The 14,745-nt window shown below is 70.6% G+C and carries 14 protein-coding genes and 1 tRNA gene; 13 read left to right on the top strand and 2 right to left on the bottom strand.

Annotation, left to right across the window (positions count from 1 at the left end):
• Window positions 1-10 precede the first annotated feature (10 nt).
• Window positions 11-496, top strand: a complete 486-nt coding sequence (locus DFR41_RS07875; RefSeq protein WP_043113748.1) for a YqaA family protein — start codon at window positions 11-13, stop codon at window positions 494-496.
• A gap of 79 nt (window positions 497-575) precedes the next feature.
• Here the strand turns inward: DFR41_RS07875 and ychF are convergent, their stop codons facing one another.
• Window positions 576-1,670, bottom strand: coding sequence for a redox-regulated ATPase YchF (gene ychF, locus DFR41_RS07870; protein ID WP_017760058.1), 1,095 nt, complete (start codon window positions 1,668-1,670; stop codon window positions 576-578).
• 227 nt (window positions 1,671-1,897) lie between these two features.
• On the opposite strand from ychF, the gene DFR41_RS07865 reads away from it, so the two are divergent.
• The 6 genes from DFR41_RS07865 to rbsD all read left to right on the top strand — a co-directional run bounded on the left by DFR41_RS07865 (window position 1,898) and on the right by rbsD (window position 7,921).
• Window positions 1,898-2,851, top strand: a complete 954-nt coding sequence (locus DFR41_RS07865) for a sugar ABC transporter substrate-binding protein (protein ID WP_114802341.1) — start codon at window positions 1,898-1,900, stop codon at window positions 2,849-2,851.
• A gap of 16 nt (window positions 2,852-2,867) precedes the next feature.
• Entirely contained in the window at window positions 2,868-4,427 is a 1,560-nt protein-coding gene (locus tag DFR41_RS07860; RefSeq protein ID WP_114802340.1) for a sugar ABC transporter ATP-binding protein, read from the top strand.
• Window positions 4,424-5,419, top strand: coding sequence for an ABC transporter permease (locus DFR41_RS07855; protein ID WP_114802339.1), 996 nt, complete (start codon window positions 4,424-4,426; stop codon window positions 5,417-5,419). The genes DFR41_RS07860 and DFR41_RS07855 overlap by 4 nt, the downstream gene beginning before the upstream one ends.
• Before the next feature lie 27 nt (window positions 5,420-5,446).
• Window positions 5,447-6,457, top strand: a complete 1,011-nt coding sequence (locus DFR41_RS07850; protein WP_114802338.1) for a LacI family DNA-binding transcriptional regulator — start codon at window positions 5,447-5,449, stop codon at window positions 6,455-6,457.
• Window positions 6,458-6,566: 109 nt separating this feature from the next.
• Window positions 6,567-7,526, top strand: coding sequence for a ribokinase (gene rbsK, locus DFR41_RS07845; protein WP_280525153.1), 960 nt, complete (start codon window positions 6,567-6,569; stop codon window positions 7,524-7,526).
• On the top strand, window positions 7,523-7,921 hold the full coding sequence (gene rbsD / locus DFR41_RS07840; RefSeq protein ID WP_043118958.1) for a D-ribose pyranase: 399 nt from the start codon (window positions 7,523-7,525) through the stop codon (window positions 7,919-7,921). The genes rbsK and rbsD overlap by 4 nt, the downstream gene beginning before the upstream one ends.
• A gap of 27 nt (window positions 7,922-7,948) precedes the next feature.
• Here the strand turns inward: rbsD and DFR41_RS07835 are convergent, their stop codons facing one another.
• Complete coding sequence (locus DFR41_RS07835) at window positions 7,949-8,848, bottom strand: MOSC domain-containing protein (protein WP_017756871.1); 900 nt, start codon at window positions 8,846-8,848, stop codon at window positions 7,949-7,951.
• A 160-nt stretch (window positions 8,849-9,008) separates the two neighbouring features.
• Here DFR41_RS07835 and DFR41_RS07830 point away from each other — a divergent pair, with 160 nt between their 5' ends.
• The 6 genes from DFR41_RS07830 to DFR41_RS07805 all read left to right on the top strand — a co-directional run bounded on the left by DFR41_RS07830 (window position 9,009) and on the right by DFR41_RS07805 (window position 14,742).
• Window positions 9,009-10,181 (top strand): FAD-dependent monooxygenase, encoded by a 1,173-nt coding sequence (locus tag DFR41_RS07830; RefSeq protein ID WP_114802337.1) that lies wholly within the window; start codon window positions 9,009-9,011, stop codon window positions 10,179-10,181.
• 95 nt (window positions 10,182-10,276) lie between these two features.
• A complete protein-coding gene (locus DFR41_RS07825) occupies window positions 10,277-10,978 on the top strand; it encodes a DsbC family protein (protein WP_114802336.1) in 702 nt (233 codons plus the stop codon).
• Window positions 10,978-12,861 carry a M61 family metallopeptidase gene (locus DFR41_RS07820; RefSeq protein WP_114802335.1) on the top strand — a complete coding sequence of 628 codons (1,884 nt, stop codon included), beginning with the start codon at window positions 10,978-10,980 and terminating at the stop codon, window positions 12,859-12,861. Before DFR41_RS07825 ends, DFR41_RS07820 begins: the two co-directional genes overlap by 1 nt.
• Before the next feature lie 132 nt (window positions 12,862-12,993).
• Window positions 12,994-13,773 (top strand): enoyl-CoA hydratase, encoded by a 780-nt coding sequence (locus DFR41_RS07815; RefSeq protein ID WP_017761397.1) that lies wholly within the window; start codon window positions 12,994-12,996, stop codon window positions 13,771-13,773.
• A gap of 52 nt (window positions 13,774-13,825) precedes the next feature.
• A tRNA-Met gene (locus DFR41_RS07810) sits at window positions 13,826-13,902 on the top strand.
• Window positions 13,903-14,067: 165 nt separating this feature from the next.
• Window positions 14,068-14,742, top strand: coding sequence for a response regulator (locus tag DFR41_RS07805; RefSeq protein WP_043115085.1), 675 nt, complete (start codon window positions 14,068-14,070; stop codon window positions 14,740-14,742).
• The last annotated feature ends 3 nt before the right edge of the window (window positions 14,743-14,745 follow it).

Genomic DNA, 14,745 nt, shown 5'->3' with positions numbered 1-14,745 from the left:
TCCCGCCCCCATGGAAGCCTGGTTCGAGTCCGCGATGGCCGCCGTGCTGGCGGCGCTGGCGCTGCCCCAATTCGGGCTGTCGACGCTGTTCGTCGTCGCCTTCGTCTCGGCGACGCTGCTGCCCCTGGGCTCGGAGCCGGCGCTCTTCGGCCTGCTCAAGCTCAATCCCGAACTGTTCTGGCCCGCCGTGCTGGTCGCCACCGCCGGCAACACCCTGGGCGGGGCGCTCACCTGGTGGATGGGCTACGGCGCCCACAAGGTGGCCGACAAGTACAGCCATTCCAGTCACCACCTGCGGGCCATCGCCTGGCTGGAGCGTCTGGGCCCCAAGGCCTGCCTGCTGAGCTGGCTGCCGCTCGTGGGCGATCCGCTGTGCGCAGTGGCCGGCTGGCTGCGCATGCCCTTCTGGCCCTGCGTGGTCTACATGTCCATCGGCAAGTTCGCGCGCTACCTGTGCATGACGGTGGCGCTGCTGTACATCTGGCCGAACCACTGACCCGCCAAGCGAAAGGGCCTGCGCCGTCGCCGGTGCAGGCCCCTTTGCCGTTCGAGGATGCGGCAGCGGCCGCGACCGCTCAGACGTTGAACAGGAAGTTCATCACGTCGCCATCCTTGACGACGTATTCCTTGCCTTCGCTGCGCATCTTTCCCGCGTCCTTGGCGCCCTGCTCGCCCTTGAAGGCGATGTAGTCGTCGAAGCCGATGGTCTGGGCGCGGATGAAGCCGCGCTCGAAGTCGCCGTGGATCACGCCGGCCGCCTGGGGGGCCGTGTCGCCGATGCGGATGGTCCAGGCCCGCACTTCCTTCACACCGGCGGTGAAGTAGGTCTGCAGGCCCAGCAGCTTGAAGGCGGCGCGGATCAGGCGGTTAAGACCCGGCTCTTCCTGGCCGATCTCTTCGAGGAACATCTTCTTGTCCTCGTCGTCCATGTCGGCCATATCCGCTTCCATCTTGGCGCAGATGGCCACCACGGGCGCGTTCTGGCTGGCGGCGTAGTCCTTCAGGCGGTCCAGCAACGGGTTGTTCTCGAAGCCGTCCTCGCTCACGTTGCCGACGAACATGGCCGGCTTGGCGGTGATCAGGCATAGGGGCTTGAGCAGCAGCTGGTCGTCCGCCGACAGGCCCAGCGCGCGGGCCGGCTTGCCTTCGTTGAGCGCCGCCTGCACCGGGCCCAGCAGCTTGACCATGGCGATGGCTTCCTTGTCGTTGCCGCTCTTGGCCGCCTTGGTGTAGCGCTGCAGGGCCTTGTCCACCGTGCCCAGATCGGCCAGGCACAGCTCGGTCTGGATGACCTCGATGTCGGCGATGGGGTCGACCTTGCCCGCCACGTGGATGACGTTCTCGTCCTCGAAGCAGCGCACCACGTTGACGATGGCGTCGGTCTCGCGGATGTGGGCCAGGAACTGGTTGCCCAGGCCTTCGCCCTGGCTGGCGCCCGCCACCAGGCCGGCGATGTCCACGAACTCGACGATGGCCGGCAGGATGCGTTCGGGCTGGACGATCTGCGCCAGCTGTGTCAGGCGCGGATCGGGCACCTCGACCACGCCCACATTGGGCTCGATGGTGCAGAAGGGATAGTTCTCGGCGGCGATGCCGGCCTTGGTCAGCGCGTTGAACAGGGTGGATTTACCGACGTTGGGCAGGCCGACGATGCCGCATTTCAAGCTCATGGGGGTCCTCTGGATTAGCCGCGGGATTTTAGGCGGGCACCCCTGCAGGCCCCGGAAACTCGCTTGCATGGCCCTGCGGGGGGGCGTGCGCTCAGGGAAAAACCTAGGTCAAACGATGCCGCAAACGTTTGCGCAAACGTTTGCGACCCCACTATCATCCGCCCCGCTTCGCGCTGGGCAGGCCCCGATGCCGCCCCGAACCATCCATCCACCTCCGGAGACTCGCCATGACCTTCACCCGCCGCACGGCCCAGGCCGCCGCCGCCCTCGCCGTTCTGGGCGCCTTCGCCCTCGCGCCCGCCCATGCCCAGGACAAGCCCAAGGTGGCGCTGGTGATGAAGTCGCTGGCCAACGAGTTCTTCGCCACCATGGAAGACGGCGCCAAGGCCCACCAGAAGGCCAACGCCGGCCAGTACACGCTGGTGGCCAACGGCATCAAGAACGAGACCGACACCGCCGCCCAGATCAAGATGGTCGAGCAGATGGTGGCCCAGAAGGTCAATGCGCTGGTGATCGCACCGGCCGATTCGAAGGCGCTGGTGCCGGCCATCAAGGCGGCCGTGGACAAGGGCATCCTGGTGGTCAACATCGACAACCGCCTGGACGCCGCCGCGCTCAAGGAAAAGAACATCCAGGTGACCTTCGTCGGCCCCGACAACCGCGCCGGCGCCAAGCTGGTCGGCGACTACCTGGGCAAGCAACTGAAGTCGGGCGACAAGGTCGGCATCATCGAAGGCGTCTCCACCACCTTCAATGCGCAGCAGCGCACCCTGGGCTACCAGGACGCCATGAAGGCCGTCGGCGCCAATGTGGTCGGCGTGCAGTCCGGCCAGTGGGAAATCGACAAGGGCAACACCGTGGCCGCCGGCATGCTGCGCGAGCACCCCGACCTGAAGGCCCTGCTGGCCGGCAACGACAGCATGGCCCTGGGCGCAGTGGCCGCCGTCAAGGCCGCCGGCAAGACCGGCCAGGTGCAGGTGGTGGGCTACGACAACATCGGCGCCATCAAACCCATGCTGGCCGATGGCCGCGTGCTGGCCACCGCCGACCAGTTCGGCGCCAAGCAGGCCGTGTTCGGCATCGAGACCGCCCTGAAGGCCCTGGCCGAGAAGAAGACCCAGGCCCAGATGCCCGCCGAGATCAAGACCGACGTGGTCCTGGTCACGAAGGACAGCAAGTAAGCCTGCGCGCCCTGCCATGCACGCCCCGCGCACTGCCCTGCTCTCGCTCGACGACATCGGCAAGGACTACGCCGCCACGGTGCTGGACGGCGTGAGCCTGACGCTGGCGCCGGGCGAGGTGCTGGCCCTGACGGGCGAGAACGGCGCTGGCAAGAGCACGCTGTCGAAGATCGTCTGCGGCCTGGTCTCGCCGACGCGCGGGCGCATGCAACTGGCCGGCCAGCCCTTCGCGCCGACCTCGCGCCGCGATGCCGAGGCGCAGGGCGTGCGCATGGTGATGCAGGAGCTGGGCCTTGTGCCCACGCTCACCGTCGCCGAGAACCTGCTGCTGGACCGACTGCCGCAGCGCCTGGGCTGGCTGCGCCGCGGCGCGCTGCACGAGGCGGCGCGGGCCCAGTTGGCCAAGATCGGCATGGACGGCATCGACCCCGCGCTGCCGGTGTCGGCCCTGGGCATCGGTCAGCAGCAGATGGTGGAGATCGCCCGCAACCTGCAGGACGACACCCGCGTGCTGATCCTGGACGAGCCCACCGCCATGCTGACGCCGCGCGAGACGGCGCACCTGTTCGCGCAGATCGAACGGCTCAAGTCGCGCGGTGTGGCCATCGTCTATGTGTCGCACCGGCTGGAGGAGCTGCAGCGCATCGCCGACACCGTGGCCGTGCTGCGCGACGGCCGGCTGGTGGACGTGCGGCCCATGGCCGGCGTGCGCGAGTCCGAACTGGTCGAGCGCATGGTCGGCCGCGCCGTGCACGAGCACGAAGGCCGCCCGCGCCGCACATCCGGCGCACGGCTGCTGAGCGCCCGCGGCCTGGGCCGCGGCCAGGTGGTGCAGGACGTGGACATCGACCTGCATGCCGGCGAGGTCATGGGCATCGCCGGCCTGGTGGGCGCGGGCCGCACCGAACTCATCCGCCTGCTCTTCGGCGCCGACCGCGCCGACCGTGGCCGCATCGACCTGCACTGGCCCGGTGCCGCCTCGCCGCCCGGCGGGCGCTGGCGCTCACCCATGCAGGCCATCCGCGCCGGCATCGGCCTGGTGACGGAGGACCGCAAGTCGCAGGGCCTGCTGATGCCGCAGTCGATCCGCATCAATGCCACGCTGAGCGACCTGGGCGCCGTCTCGCGCGGCGGCTGGCTGCGCTTTGCGCACGAGCGCGGCATCGCCCGCCGGCTGGTGCAGACGCTGCGCATCCGCTCGCGCAGCGAGGAGCAGGCCGTCTCGACCCTGAGCGGCGGCAACCAGCAGAAGGTGGTGTTCGCCCGCTGGCTGCACCGCGAATGCAAGGTGCTGCTGCTGGACGAGCCCACGCGCGGCGTGGACGTCGGCGCCCGTGCCGACCTGTATGCCGAGCTCGACCGCATGGCCGCCGCCGGCCACGCCATGCTCATGGTCTCCAGCGACCTGCGCGAACTGATGGCCATGTGCGACCGCATCGGCGTGATGCATGCCGGCCGCCTGGTCGCCGTCTTCGAGCGCGGCGCCTGGAGCGAGCAGTCGCTGCTGGCCGCCGCCTTCGGCAATACGCCGGCCGCCGAGGCTGCCGCGCCCACCTCTTCCCCTGTTTCCGCATGAACCCGCCCGCCCAATCTCCCGCTGCCGCCGCGCCGGCGCCCACGACCCGGCCGCTGCGCGGCCAGCTCGGCACCTACCTCGGACTGGCCGCGGTGCTGATCGGCATGGTCGTTCTGTTCAGCAGCCTGTCCGAGTACTTCTTCACGGCCGAGACCTTCATCACCATCGCCAACGAGGTGCCAGCGCTGACGGTGATGGCCGTGGGCATGACCTTCGTGCTGATCATCGCGGGCATCGACCTGTCGGTGGGCTCGGTGCTGGCGCTGAGTGCCGCCGTCACGGCCGCCGCCATCCTGCAGTGGAAGCTGGCCGTGCCAGCCGCCGCCGCGCTGGGGCTGGCCACGGGCCTCTTGTGCGGCGCCATCACCGGCGCGGTGTCGGTGGCCTGGCGGCTGCCCAGCTTCATCGTCTCGCTGGGCATGCTGGAAGCCGTGCGCGGCGGCGCCTACCTGGTGACGGATTCGCGCACGCAGTACGTGGGCGATGCCATCGCCGGGCTGGCGGCGCCGTGGATCGGCGGCGTGTCCTCGGCCTTCGTGCTGGCCGTGGCCATCGTCATCGTCGGCCACCTGGTGCTCACGCGCACCGTGTTCGGCCGCCATGTAGTGGGCATCGGCACCAACGAGGAAGCCATGCGCCTGGCGGGCATCGACCCGCGGCCGATCCGCATCGCCGTGTTCGCCGTCACCGGCCTGCTGGCCGGCCTGGGCGGGCTGATGCAGTCGGCCCGGCTGGAGGCCGCCGATCCCAATGCCGGCGCCGGCATCGAACTGCAGGTGATCGCCGCCGTGGTCATCGGCGGCACCAGCCTGATGGGCGGACGCGGCTCGGTCATCAACACCTTCTTCGGCGTGCTGATCATCGCGGTGCTGGAGGCCGGACTGGCCCAGGTGGGCGCCAGCGAGCCGGCCAAGCGCATCATCACCGGCGCCGTGATCGTGGCGGCCGTGATCATCGACACCGTGCGCCAGCGGCGCGCCGGCGCGGCCTGACCGGCGCCACCGCTTCGCACTGCCGCCATGGCCACCATCAAGGACGTCGCCCTGCGTGCCGGTGTGTCGGTGACCACCGTGTCGCACGTGGTCAACGGCACCCGCGCCGTCAGCCCCGAGGGCCGGGCGCGCGTGGAAGACGCCATCCGCGCCCTGGGCTACGTGCCCAGCGCGGTCGCGCGCAGCCTCAAAAGCAACAGCACGCGCACCGTGGGCATGCTGATTCCCAACAGCTCCAACCCCTACTTCGCCGAGATCGTGCGGGTGGTGGAAGACCGCTGCTTCGGCGCCGGCTATGCGCTCGTGCTGTGCAACACCGACGACGAGGCGCAGCGTCAGGGCGTGTACCTGCAGGTGCTGGCGCAGCGACGCATCGACGGGCTGATCGTGGTCTCCAGCGGCGGCGACCCCTCGCTGCCCGCGCTGCTGGCCGGCCTGCGCATGCCCACCGTGCTGGTGGACCGCGAGGTGGAAGACCCGGCCTGTGACCTGGTCGAGACGGCCCACATGCAGGGCGGCCTGCTGGCCACGCGGCATCTGCTGTCGCTGGGCCACCGGCGCATCGCCTGCATCGGCGGACCGGCGGGCCTGGCGCCCAGCGAGCAGCGCATCGACGGCTGGCGCATGGCGCTGGCCGAGGCCGGCCACTCCGCGACGAGCGCGGCGCTGCTGTGGCACGGCGGCTTCACGCCGCAGGGCGGCTACGAGGCCATGCACGCCATCCTGCGCACGGCCGAGCGGCCCTCGGCCGTGTTCGTCGGCAACGACCTGATGGCCATGGGCGCGCTGCGCGCCGCGCACGAATGCGGGCTGCGCGTGCCCGACGACATGTCGCTGGTCGGCTTCGACGACATCGAGCTGAGCGCCTATGCCAGCCCGCCGCTCACCACCGTGGCGCAGCCCAAGGCCCGCATCGGCGCGCTGGCGGTGGACATGCTGCTGGAGCGCATCGACGGCCGGCGGCAGATCGGCCGCAAGGTGCTGCTGCAGCCGGAGCTGCGGGTGCGCGACTCGACCGCGCGCTTCGGGCCGGCGTGACGCCTGCACCGCGGCCCGTCATCGCGCCCCACCGCTTCGTCCTCCCATCGCCTTGCCCGCGTCTTTGCCTGTGAGTGCCCTCTCTTTTCCCTTGCCCGAGTCCGACGCCGTGAACCGCTCTCCCACCCCCGCCGATGCCCCGCTGCTGGTCGTGCTCGGCAGCCTCAACATGGACGTGGTGGTGCGCGTACCGCAGGCGCCCGCCGCCGGCGAGACACTGCATGGCCGCTCCATCGACCACCTGCCCGGCGGCAAGGGCGGCAACCAGGCCGTGGGCTGCGCCCGTCAGGGCGGCGCGGTGCGCATGCTGGGCTGCGTGGGCGCCGATGCGCATGGCACCGCCCTGCGCGATGCGCTGGCCCTCGACGGCATCGACACCGACGGCGTGCGCGTCGAGCCCGCCACGCCCACCGGCGTCGCGCTGGTGATGGTGGAAGACAGCGGCCAGAACCGCATCGTCGTGATCCCCGGCGCCAACGCGGCCGTGCAGGTGGAGCCGGCCGTGCTGCGCGCACAACTCGCCGACGCGGCCTTCCTGATCCTGCAGTTCGAGACGCCGCTGGACCAGGTCGGCCTGGCGATGGAGGTCGCGGCACAGGCCGGCTGCAAGGTGCTGCTGAATCCCTCGCCGATGCAGGCGCTGCCCGAGGCCTTCTGGCCGCGCATCGACACACTGGTGGTCAACGAGCTGGAGGCGCAGATGCTGTCCGGCCTGCCCGTGACGGGCATCGCCGAAGCGGCCGCGGCCGCACGCGCCCTGCTCTCCCGCGGCCCGGTGCGCGTCGTCGTCACGCTGGGCAGCGAAGGCGCGGTGGCCGCCGATGCCGACGGCTGCCGCCACCACCCCGCGCTGCGCGTGAAGGCGGTGGACACCACCGCCGCCGGCGACACCTTCCTGGGCGCCCTGGCCGTGTCGCTGGCGCGCGGCGAGCCCTTCGACGCCGCCGTCCAGCTGGGCATCCGCGCCGCGGCCCTGTGCATCGGCCGGCATGGCGCCCAGCCTTCCATTCCTTCGCGCGACGAGGTGCTCGCCAGCCCCGTTCCGCCGCCACCGGTCGCCCTGCCATGAAACGCACCCACCTTCTTCACGCAGAACTCTCCCAGGTCATCGCCGCCATGGGTCATGGCGACATGCTAGTCATCGGCGATGCCGGCCTGCCCATTCCCGACGGGCCACGCCGCATCGACCTGGCCGTGGCGCGCGGCGTGCCGCGGCTGGATGACGTGCTGGCCGCGGTGCTCAGCGAACTGACCGTGGAAAGCGCCGTGGTCGCCTGCGAGGCCCTGCCGGCGGACCAGGACCGGCCGGCCTGGTACCCCACGGCGCTGCCGATGGTGCCGCTGGCCGTCTCGCACGAGGAATTCAAGCAGCGCAGCGCCAAGGCCCGCGCCATCGTGCGCACGGGCGAGTGCACGCCCTACGCCAACATCCTGCTGATCGCGGGCGTCAGCTTCGAGATCTGAGCCTGGGCGCCATGGCGCGCCTGCACTTCAGTCGAAACGCAGGTCCGCGCCCACCTGCTGACCCACCTTGAGCAGGTGGTCGATGCCCTGCCGCACGATGAGGTTCATGCCGAAGGTGGTGGCACCCTCCATGCGCGGATCGGCGCGGTAGCTGCGCAGCGTCTCGCCAACGGCGGGCTGCGACTGCGCATTGGCCGGGTCGACATCGGGGATGCTGCAGCGCACGCAGGGCTTGACGGGCTGCAGCTGCACCTCGCCCTGCTCGGTGGGGATGTGCAGCATCGCCACACGGTCCTCGTCGTGCGCTTCCATGCTGTCCAGCACGAGATTGGGCCGGAAACGGATCGCGTCCACGGCCGCGTGGCCCTCCGCAGCAAGACGGGCGTTGAAGTCGTCCACCGCCGCCTGGCTCACGACCAGCAGCGCATAGCCGTCGGAGAACTGCGTCTGCGCCTCGACGCCGCCGGTCCACTTGAGGCTGGACAGGCGCTTGTGCTCCGGATCGAAGCGCACCATGCGCAGCCGCTGCGGCCGGTCGGGTTCGGAGAGGAAGTCGCTGAACCACTGCGCCGCCACGTCGCCCATGTCGTAGGCCGCCACCTCGTCCTTCCAGATGGTGGCCCGCACCGGTTCCTCCACGCGGTCGTAGGCGATGTGCAGCGCCAGCATGCCGGGCGCGCGCAGGATCATCTCGTAGTGCTTCATCTGCGGCCGGATCAGCGCCATGCGCGGCAGCTCGCGCTGGCTGACGAAGCGACCGGCCTCGTCCACCAGCATCCAGGCGCGGTCGAACTCCAGGCCGGTCTCGGTGAGCAGGGCCTCCTGCACCTCGACCCCGGCGCAGGACTTGACGGGGTAGACGATCAGCCGCGCGATGCGGGCCTGGACGTCGAAGCGCGAGAGGTCGGGGGTGGCGGCAGCGGTCACGGCAAGAGAGGGCGATGAGGCCTGGACGGTCAGATGGGGAAAGGCGCGGCAGGTCGCGCCGCGCGTCGTGCTTGAGGAGCACAAAGCGGGCCGCCCGCGGCGGCGGGCCGCATTGTCGAGCCATCGCCGGGGGCGCAGGGGCGCTCCCTACAATGTTTCGATGGCTCTTCCCCCCGAGGTTTGCATTCGCGGCGCCGGCATCGTCGGCCGCACGCTGGCGTTGCTGCTGGCCCGAGAACGGGTCCGCGTGGCCCTGGTGGCCGAGGCCCCATCCACCCCCTCCCCCGACCGCCCGGACGTGCGCGCCTATGCGCTCAACGCGGCCTCGCGCAGCCTGCTCGAATCGCTGCGGGCCTGGCCCGACGCGGCGCAGGCCACGCCGGTGCGCGAGATGCAGGTCTTCGGCGACGAGGACGGCCGGGTGCGCTTCGACGCCGCCGAGCAGAAGGTCGACGCCCTGGCCTGGATCGTCGACGTGCCGGCACTGGAAGAACAGCTGGCGGCCGCCGTCCGCTTCTCGCCCCAGGTCGAGGTGGTGAGCGCCCCGGTCAAGGCCGCGCTCACCGTGGTGTGCGAGGGCAAGGCCAGCCTCACGCGCGAGACGCTCGGCGTGCAGTACGAGGTCACCCGCTATCCGCAGATCGCCATCGCCGCACGGCTGGAGGCCGAGCGGCCCCATGGCGGCGTGGCGCGCCAGTGGTTCAGTGCCCAGGGCGAGGTGCTGGCCCTGCTGCCCATGGGCGGTGCCGAAGGGCGGCAGCTGGCCCTGGTGTGGTCCGTGGGCCAACTGCGCGCGCCCGAGCTGCTGGAGCTGGACGCCGACGCCTTCTGCGCCCGCCTGCGCGAAGCCAGCCACGAGGCGCTGGGCGGCTTCACGCTGGCCAGCGAGCGGGCCGCATGGCCGCTGCAGCGCGCCACGGCCGACCGCTGGGCCGGCCGCTTCGCCGAGGGCGGTGCCTGGGTGCTGGCCGGCGATGCGGCGCACACCGTGCATCCGCTGGCCGGCCAGGGGCTCAACCTGGGCCTGGCCGACGCGGCCGAACTGGCCCGCGTGATCCGCGAACGCGACTACTGGCGCAGCGTGGGCGACGCCCGCCTGCTGCGCCGCTACGAGCGCTCCCGCCGTGCCGACGTGCTGGCCATGGGCCTGGCCACGGACGGCCTGCAGCAACTCTTCGCCCAGGGCATCGAGCCGCTGGCGCGGCTGCGCAACTGGGGCATGCTCGGCTTCGACCGCACCCATTTCCTCAAGGGCTGGGTGGCGCGCCATGCGATGGGCCTGGCGTCCGGCATTTCTTCTTCTCCTTCTCCCTCCGGGAGAGGGCTGGGGTGAGGGCCTTGGGCCTCCCCATCGTTCCTGGTGCTGCACAAGCCCAGGCCCCTCACCCGACCTCTCCCCGGCGGGGAGAGGCGCAACACCCTCGCACCATGAAGTACTTCGCCCCCCTCCTCCTCGCTGCCGCGCTGGCCACCGCCCATGCCGGCGAAGCCGAGATCCGCAAGAACCTCGGCGCCAGCTTTCCGCAGCTCGCGCAGATCGACGAGGTGCGCAAGGCCGCCATGCCCGGCCTGTGGGAAGTGCGGCAGGGCTTCGACCTGTACTACACCGACGAGCAGGGCAACTTCCTGATCCAGGGCCACCTGATCGACGTGAAGAACCGCCGCAACCTCACCGAGGAGCGCGTGGACAAGCTCACCGCCGTCGACTTCGACAAGCTGCCGGTGCAGGACGCCATCAAGATCGTGCGCGGCAACGGCAAGCGCAAGCTGGCCATCTTCGAAGATCCGAACTGCGGCTACTGCAAGCAGTTCGAGCGCGAGCTGCGCAAGGTGGACAACGTGACGATCCACCTCTTCCTGTACCCGGTGCTGGGTCCGGATTCGGCCGTGAAGTCGCGCGACATCTGGTGCTCCAAGGACAAGGCCAAGGTCTGGAGCGACTGGATGATGGACGGCGTAAAGCCCGCCACGGGCGAATGCGACACGCAGGCGCTCAAGCGCAACGTCGAGTTCGGCCGCAAGTACAACATCACGGGTACGCCCACCCTGCTGTTCGCCAACGGCACGCGCACCCCCGGCGCCGTGCCGGCCGCGCAGGTGGAGCAGCAACTCTCGGCCACGAGCAACTGATGGCCGGCGCCCCGGCCGGCCTGCGCTACCGCATCGCGGTGGCGGACCTGAACGCCCACCTGTACGAGGTCACCCTCACCATCGACGAGCCCGCGGCGGACCAGGTCGTCTCGCTGCCGGTGTGGATCCCGGGCAGCTACCTGGTGCGTGAATTCGCGCGCAACCTGCAGGGCGCGCCCAGAGCCACGCAAGGCCGGCGCGCCGTGGCCGTGACGCAGTTGGACAAGGCCAGCTGGCGCATCGCCGCCAAGGCGGGGCAGCCGCTCACGCTGCGCTACCAGGTCTGCGCCTTCGACAACTCGGTGCGCACCGCGTGGCTCGACCGGACCCGCGGCTTCTTCAACGGCACCAGCCTGTGCCTGCGCGTGGACGGCCAGGACGGATCGCCCTGCCAGATCGAGATCGTGCCGCCCGCCCTGCCCGAGGGCGAGGCGCCCTGGCAGCTGGCCACCGCGCTGCGCCCGCTCAAGACCGACCGCCGCGGCTTCGGCACCTACCAGGCCGCCAACTACGACGAGGTGGCCGACAGCCCGGTCGAGATGGGCGCCTTCTGGAGCGCCGAGTTCGACGTGCTGGGCGTGCCGCACCGCTTCGTGGTGGCCGGCGCCCCGCCCTCCTTCGATGGCGACAAGCTGATCGCCGACACCCGCGCCATCTGCGAGACGCAGATGCGCTTCTGGCATCAGGACGACCCCGGTCTTCCTCCTCTCCCCCCTGGGGAGAGGCAGGGTGAGGGGCCAACGGCCTCTGCCAAGGCGAAGCGCCCCGCCAAGGCCCGCGCTGCCACCCAGCACCCCGCCCCCCACGACCGCTATGTCTTCATGCTCAACGCCACCGACGACGGCTACGGCGGCCTGGAGCACCGGCACAGCACCGCGCTGATCTGCACCCGCCGCGACCTGCCGCGCCGGGGCGCCGCGCGGCAACCCGAGGGCTACACCACGCTGCTGGGCCTGATCAGCCACGAGTACTTCCACACCTGGAACGTCAAGCGCCTGCGGCCGGCGGAGTTCGCCCGCTACGACTACACGCGCGAGAACTACACGCGGCTGCTGTGGTTCTTCGAAGGCTTCACCAGCTACTACGACGACCTGCTGCTGCGCCGCGCCGGCTGCATCGACGACGCCACCTACCTCAAGCTGCTGAACAAGACCGTCAACCAGGTGCAGCAGACGCCCGGCGCCGCCGTGCAGTCGGTGGCCGAGGCCAGTTTCGACGCCTGGATCCGCTACTACCGCCCCGACGAGCAGACGCCCAACACCACGGTGAGCTACTACACCAAGGGCGCGCTGGTGGCGCTGTGCCTTGACCTGACGCTGCGGCGCGAGGGCCAGGGCTCGCTGGATGCGGTGATGCGCGAGCTGTGGCGCACAAGCGAGGGCGGACCCATCGACGAGGCCGCGATTGCCGCGACGCTGGCCCATGTCGGCGGCCGGGCGTACACGAACGAGCTGTCGCGGTGGGCGAATGGCACAGCTGAACTGCCGCTGCGCGACCTGCTGCCGGCGCACGGCGTGGCCATCCACGACGACCCGGCGCAGCTGGCGCAGGCCCTGGGGCTGCGGGTCGACGAGAGCGGCGGCACCGTCAAGGTCAAGATGGTGCTGCGCGGCGGCGCGGCCGAGAAGGCCGGCTTCGCCGCCGGCGACGAATGGCTGGCCGTCGAGACCGCCACCCACGGCGCCAAGGCCGCGGAAGGCTGGCGCATCGGCAAGCTCGACGACATCCCGCTGTACCTCGGCGCCGCCAGGAAATGCGTGGCCCTGGTGGCCCGCGACCGCCGACTGTTGCGCCTGCCGCTGGCCTGGCCGTCGGGCGACGCGCGCACCTGGCGCCTGGCCGGCAGCGACGCCGAGCTGCTCAAGCGCTGGCTTCAGGGCTGAGCGGCGGCCGGTCGCCTGACGGCATCGACGTCTCCGGGCGGACAGCCGCCCACCACGTCGGCCGGGTGGCCGTCGGTATAGTGCGCGAGGGCCTCGCCGGCCCGCCCTGTCCGTTCATTCCAGGAGACCCCCGTGAGCTACGAGAACATCGAAGTGCGCGTCGAAGCCGGCAAGGTCGGCATCGTCACGCTCAACCGCCCCAAGGCCCTCAACGCGCTCAACGATGCGCTCATGGACGAGCTGGGCGCCGCGCTCAAGGCCTTCGATGCCGACGAGGCCATCGGCTGCATGATCATCACCGGCAGCGAGCGCGCCTTCGCGGCGGGCGCCGACATCGCGCTGATGGCCAAGTACACCTTCGTCGACACCTACAAGGGCGACTACATCACCCGCAACTGGGAGTCGGTGCGCTCCATCCGCAAGCCGGTGATCGCCGCCGTCAGCGGTTTCGCCCTGGGCGGCGGCTGCGAACTGGCCATGATGTGCGACTTCATCATCGCGGCCGACAACGCCCGGTTCGGCCAGCCCGAGATCAAGCTGGGCGTGATTCCCGGTGCCGGCGGCACCCAGCGCCTGCCGCGCGCCGTCGGCAAGGCCAAGGCCATGGACATGGCCCTGACCGGCCGCATGATGGACGCCGCAGAGGCCGAGCGCGCTGGCCTGGTCAGCCGCGTGGTGCCCTACGACAAGCTGATGGACGAGGCCCTGGGCGCGGCGCTGACCATCGCCGACTTCTCGCAGATCGCGGTGATGGCCGCCAAGGAGTCGGTCAACCGCGCCTTCGAAGGCTCGCTGTCGGACGGCGTGATGTTCGAGCGCCGCCTGTTCCACGCCCTCTTCGCCACGGCCGACCAGAAGGAAGGCATGGATGCCTTCCTGAACAAGCGCAAGGCAGAGTTCAAGAACCAATGACGGCAAGGGGGCTTGCGCCCGCCGATTTTTGCCCCCTATAATCGCTGGCTTCGGCGCTTTAGCTCAGTCGGTTAGAGCGATGGAATCATAATCCACAGGTCCGCGGTTCGAGTCCGTGAAGCGCCACCAAAACCTCAAAAGGGACCCCGTGCAAACGGGGTCCCTTTTTCTTTTGCGCGAGGCAGGGTGCGATATCCTGACTGCCACCTGAACCACTCTCGGCAACTGCAGGCGCTGCAGGCCGGCCTCCCTCGCGGGGATTGGCCTGCCACCCTGCCCCCGTCGCCGCCTGCCATGCGCCTCATGATCGTGGAAGACGACACCCTGCTGGGCGACGCCCTCGCCCAGGGCCTGCGGCAGCGCGGCCATGCGGTGGACTGGTTCCGCGACGGGACGCAGGCAGATGCCGCCCTGGCCGGCGCCCCCTTCGACGCCGTGGTGCTCGATCTGGGGCTGCCGGGCGGCGATGGCATGAGCTGGCTACGGCGCTGGCGGCAGGCCGGCCGCGTGCTGCCGATCCTCGTGCTGACGGCGCGCGACGGCGTCGAGCAGCGCATCGACGGCCTGGACGCCGGCGCCGACGACTACCTGATCAAGCCCATCACCATCGACGAACTGGCCGCGCGCCTGCGCGCCCTGGTGCGGCGCACCGCCGGCCATGCGCAGGCGGTGTGGCAGCACGGCCAGCTCAGCTATGACCCGGCCAGCAAACTCGTGCACTGGCGCGGCGCGCGTGTGGAGCTCACCGGCCGCGAGCTGGCACTGCTGGAGATCTTCCTGAGCCAGCCGCAGCGCGTGCTGTCCAAGTCCACGCTGCTCGAAAAGCTCTACGACTGGAGCGGTGGCGAGCCGGAGGGCAATTCGCTCGAAGTCCACATCCACCACCTCCGCCGCAAGATCGACCCGGCCATCGTGCGCACGGTGCGCGGCGTGGGCTACGCACTGGGCACGGGCGAGGCATCGTCCTGAGCC

This window comes from Pseudacidovorax intermedius (assembly GCF_003350475.1).
Classification (GTDB): domain Bacteria; phylum Pseudomonadota; class Gammaproteobacteria; order Burkholderiales; family Burkholderiaceae_C; genus Xenophilus; species Xenophilus intermedius.
Note: the sequence above shows the minus strand (reverse complement) of the source record. Positions and strands in the feature narration are given on the sequence as shown.

What these genes read in the sequence shown, in the direction of transcription:
- DFR41_RS07850 (WP_114802338.1), top strand. Translation starts at nt 5,447, where the DNA reads ATGGCCACCATCAAGGACGTCGCCCTGCGTGCCGGTGTGTCGGTGACC.
- DFR41_RS07860 (WP_114802340.1), top strand. Translation starts at nt 2,868, where the DNA reads ATGCACGCCCCGCGCACTGCCCTGCTCTCGCTCGACGACATCGGCAAG.
- DFR41_RS07830 (WP_114802337.1), top strand. Translation starts at nt 9,009, where the DNA reads ATGGCTCTTCCCCCCGAGGTTTGCATTCGCGGCGCCGGCATCGTCGGC.
- DFR41_RS07875 (WP_043113748.1), top strand. Translation starts at nt 11, where the DNA reads ATGGAAGCCTGGTTCGAGTCCGCGATGGCCGCCGTGCTGGCGGCGCTG.
- DFR41_RS07805 (WP_043115085.1), top strand. Translation starts at nt 14,068, where the DNA reads ATGCGCCTCATGATCGTGGAAGACGACACCCTGCTGGGCGACGCCCTC.
- ychF (WP_017760058.1), bottom strand. Translation starts at nt 1,670, where the DNA reads ATGAGCTTGAAATGCGGCATCGTCGGCCTGCCCAACGTCGGTAAATCC.
- DFR41_RS07820 (WP_114802335.1), top strand. Translation starts at nt 10,978, where the DNA reads ATGGCCGGCGCCCCGGCCGGCCTGCGCTACCGCATCGCGGTGGCGGAC.
- DFR41_RS07855 (WP_114802339.1), top strand. Translation starts at nt 4,424, where the DNA reads ATGAACCCGCCCGCCCAATCTCCCGCTGCCGCCGCGCCGGCGCCCACG.
- rbsD (WP_043118958.1), top strand. Translation starts at nt 7,523, where the DNA reads ATGAAACGCACCCACCTTCTTCACGCAGAACTCTCCCAGGTCATCGCC.
- DFR41_RS07825 (WP_114802336.1), top strand. Translation starts at nt 10,277, where the DNA reads ATGAAGTACTTCGCCCCCCTCCTCCTCGCTGCCGCGCTGGCCACCGCC.
- DFR41_RS07865 (WP_114802341.1), top strand. Translation starts at nt 1,898, where the DNA reads ATGACCTTCACCCGCCGCACGGCCCAGGCCGCCGCCGCCCTCGCCGTT.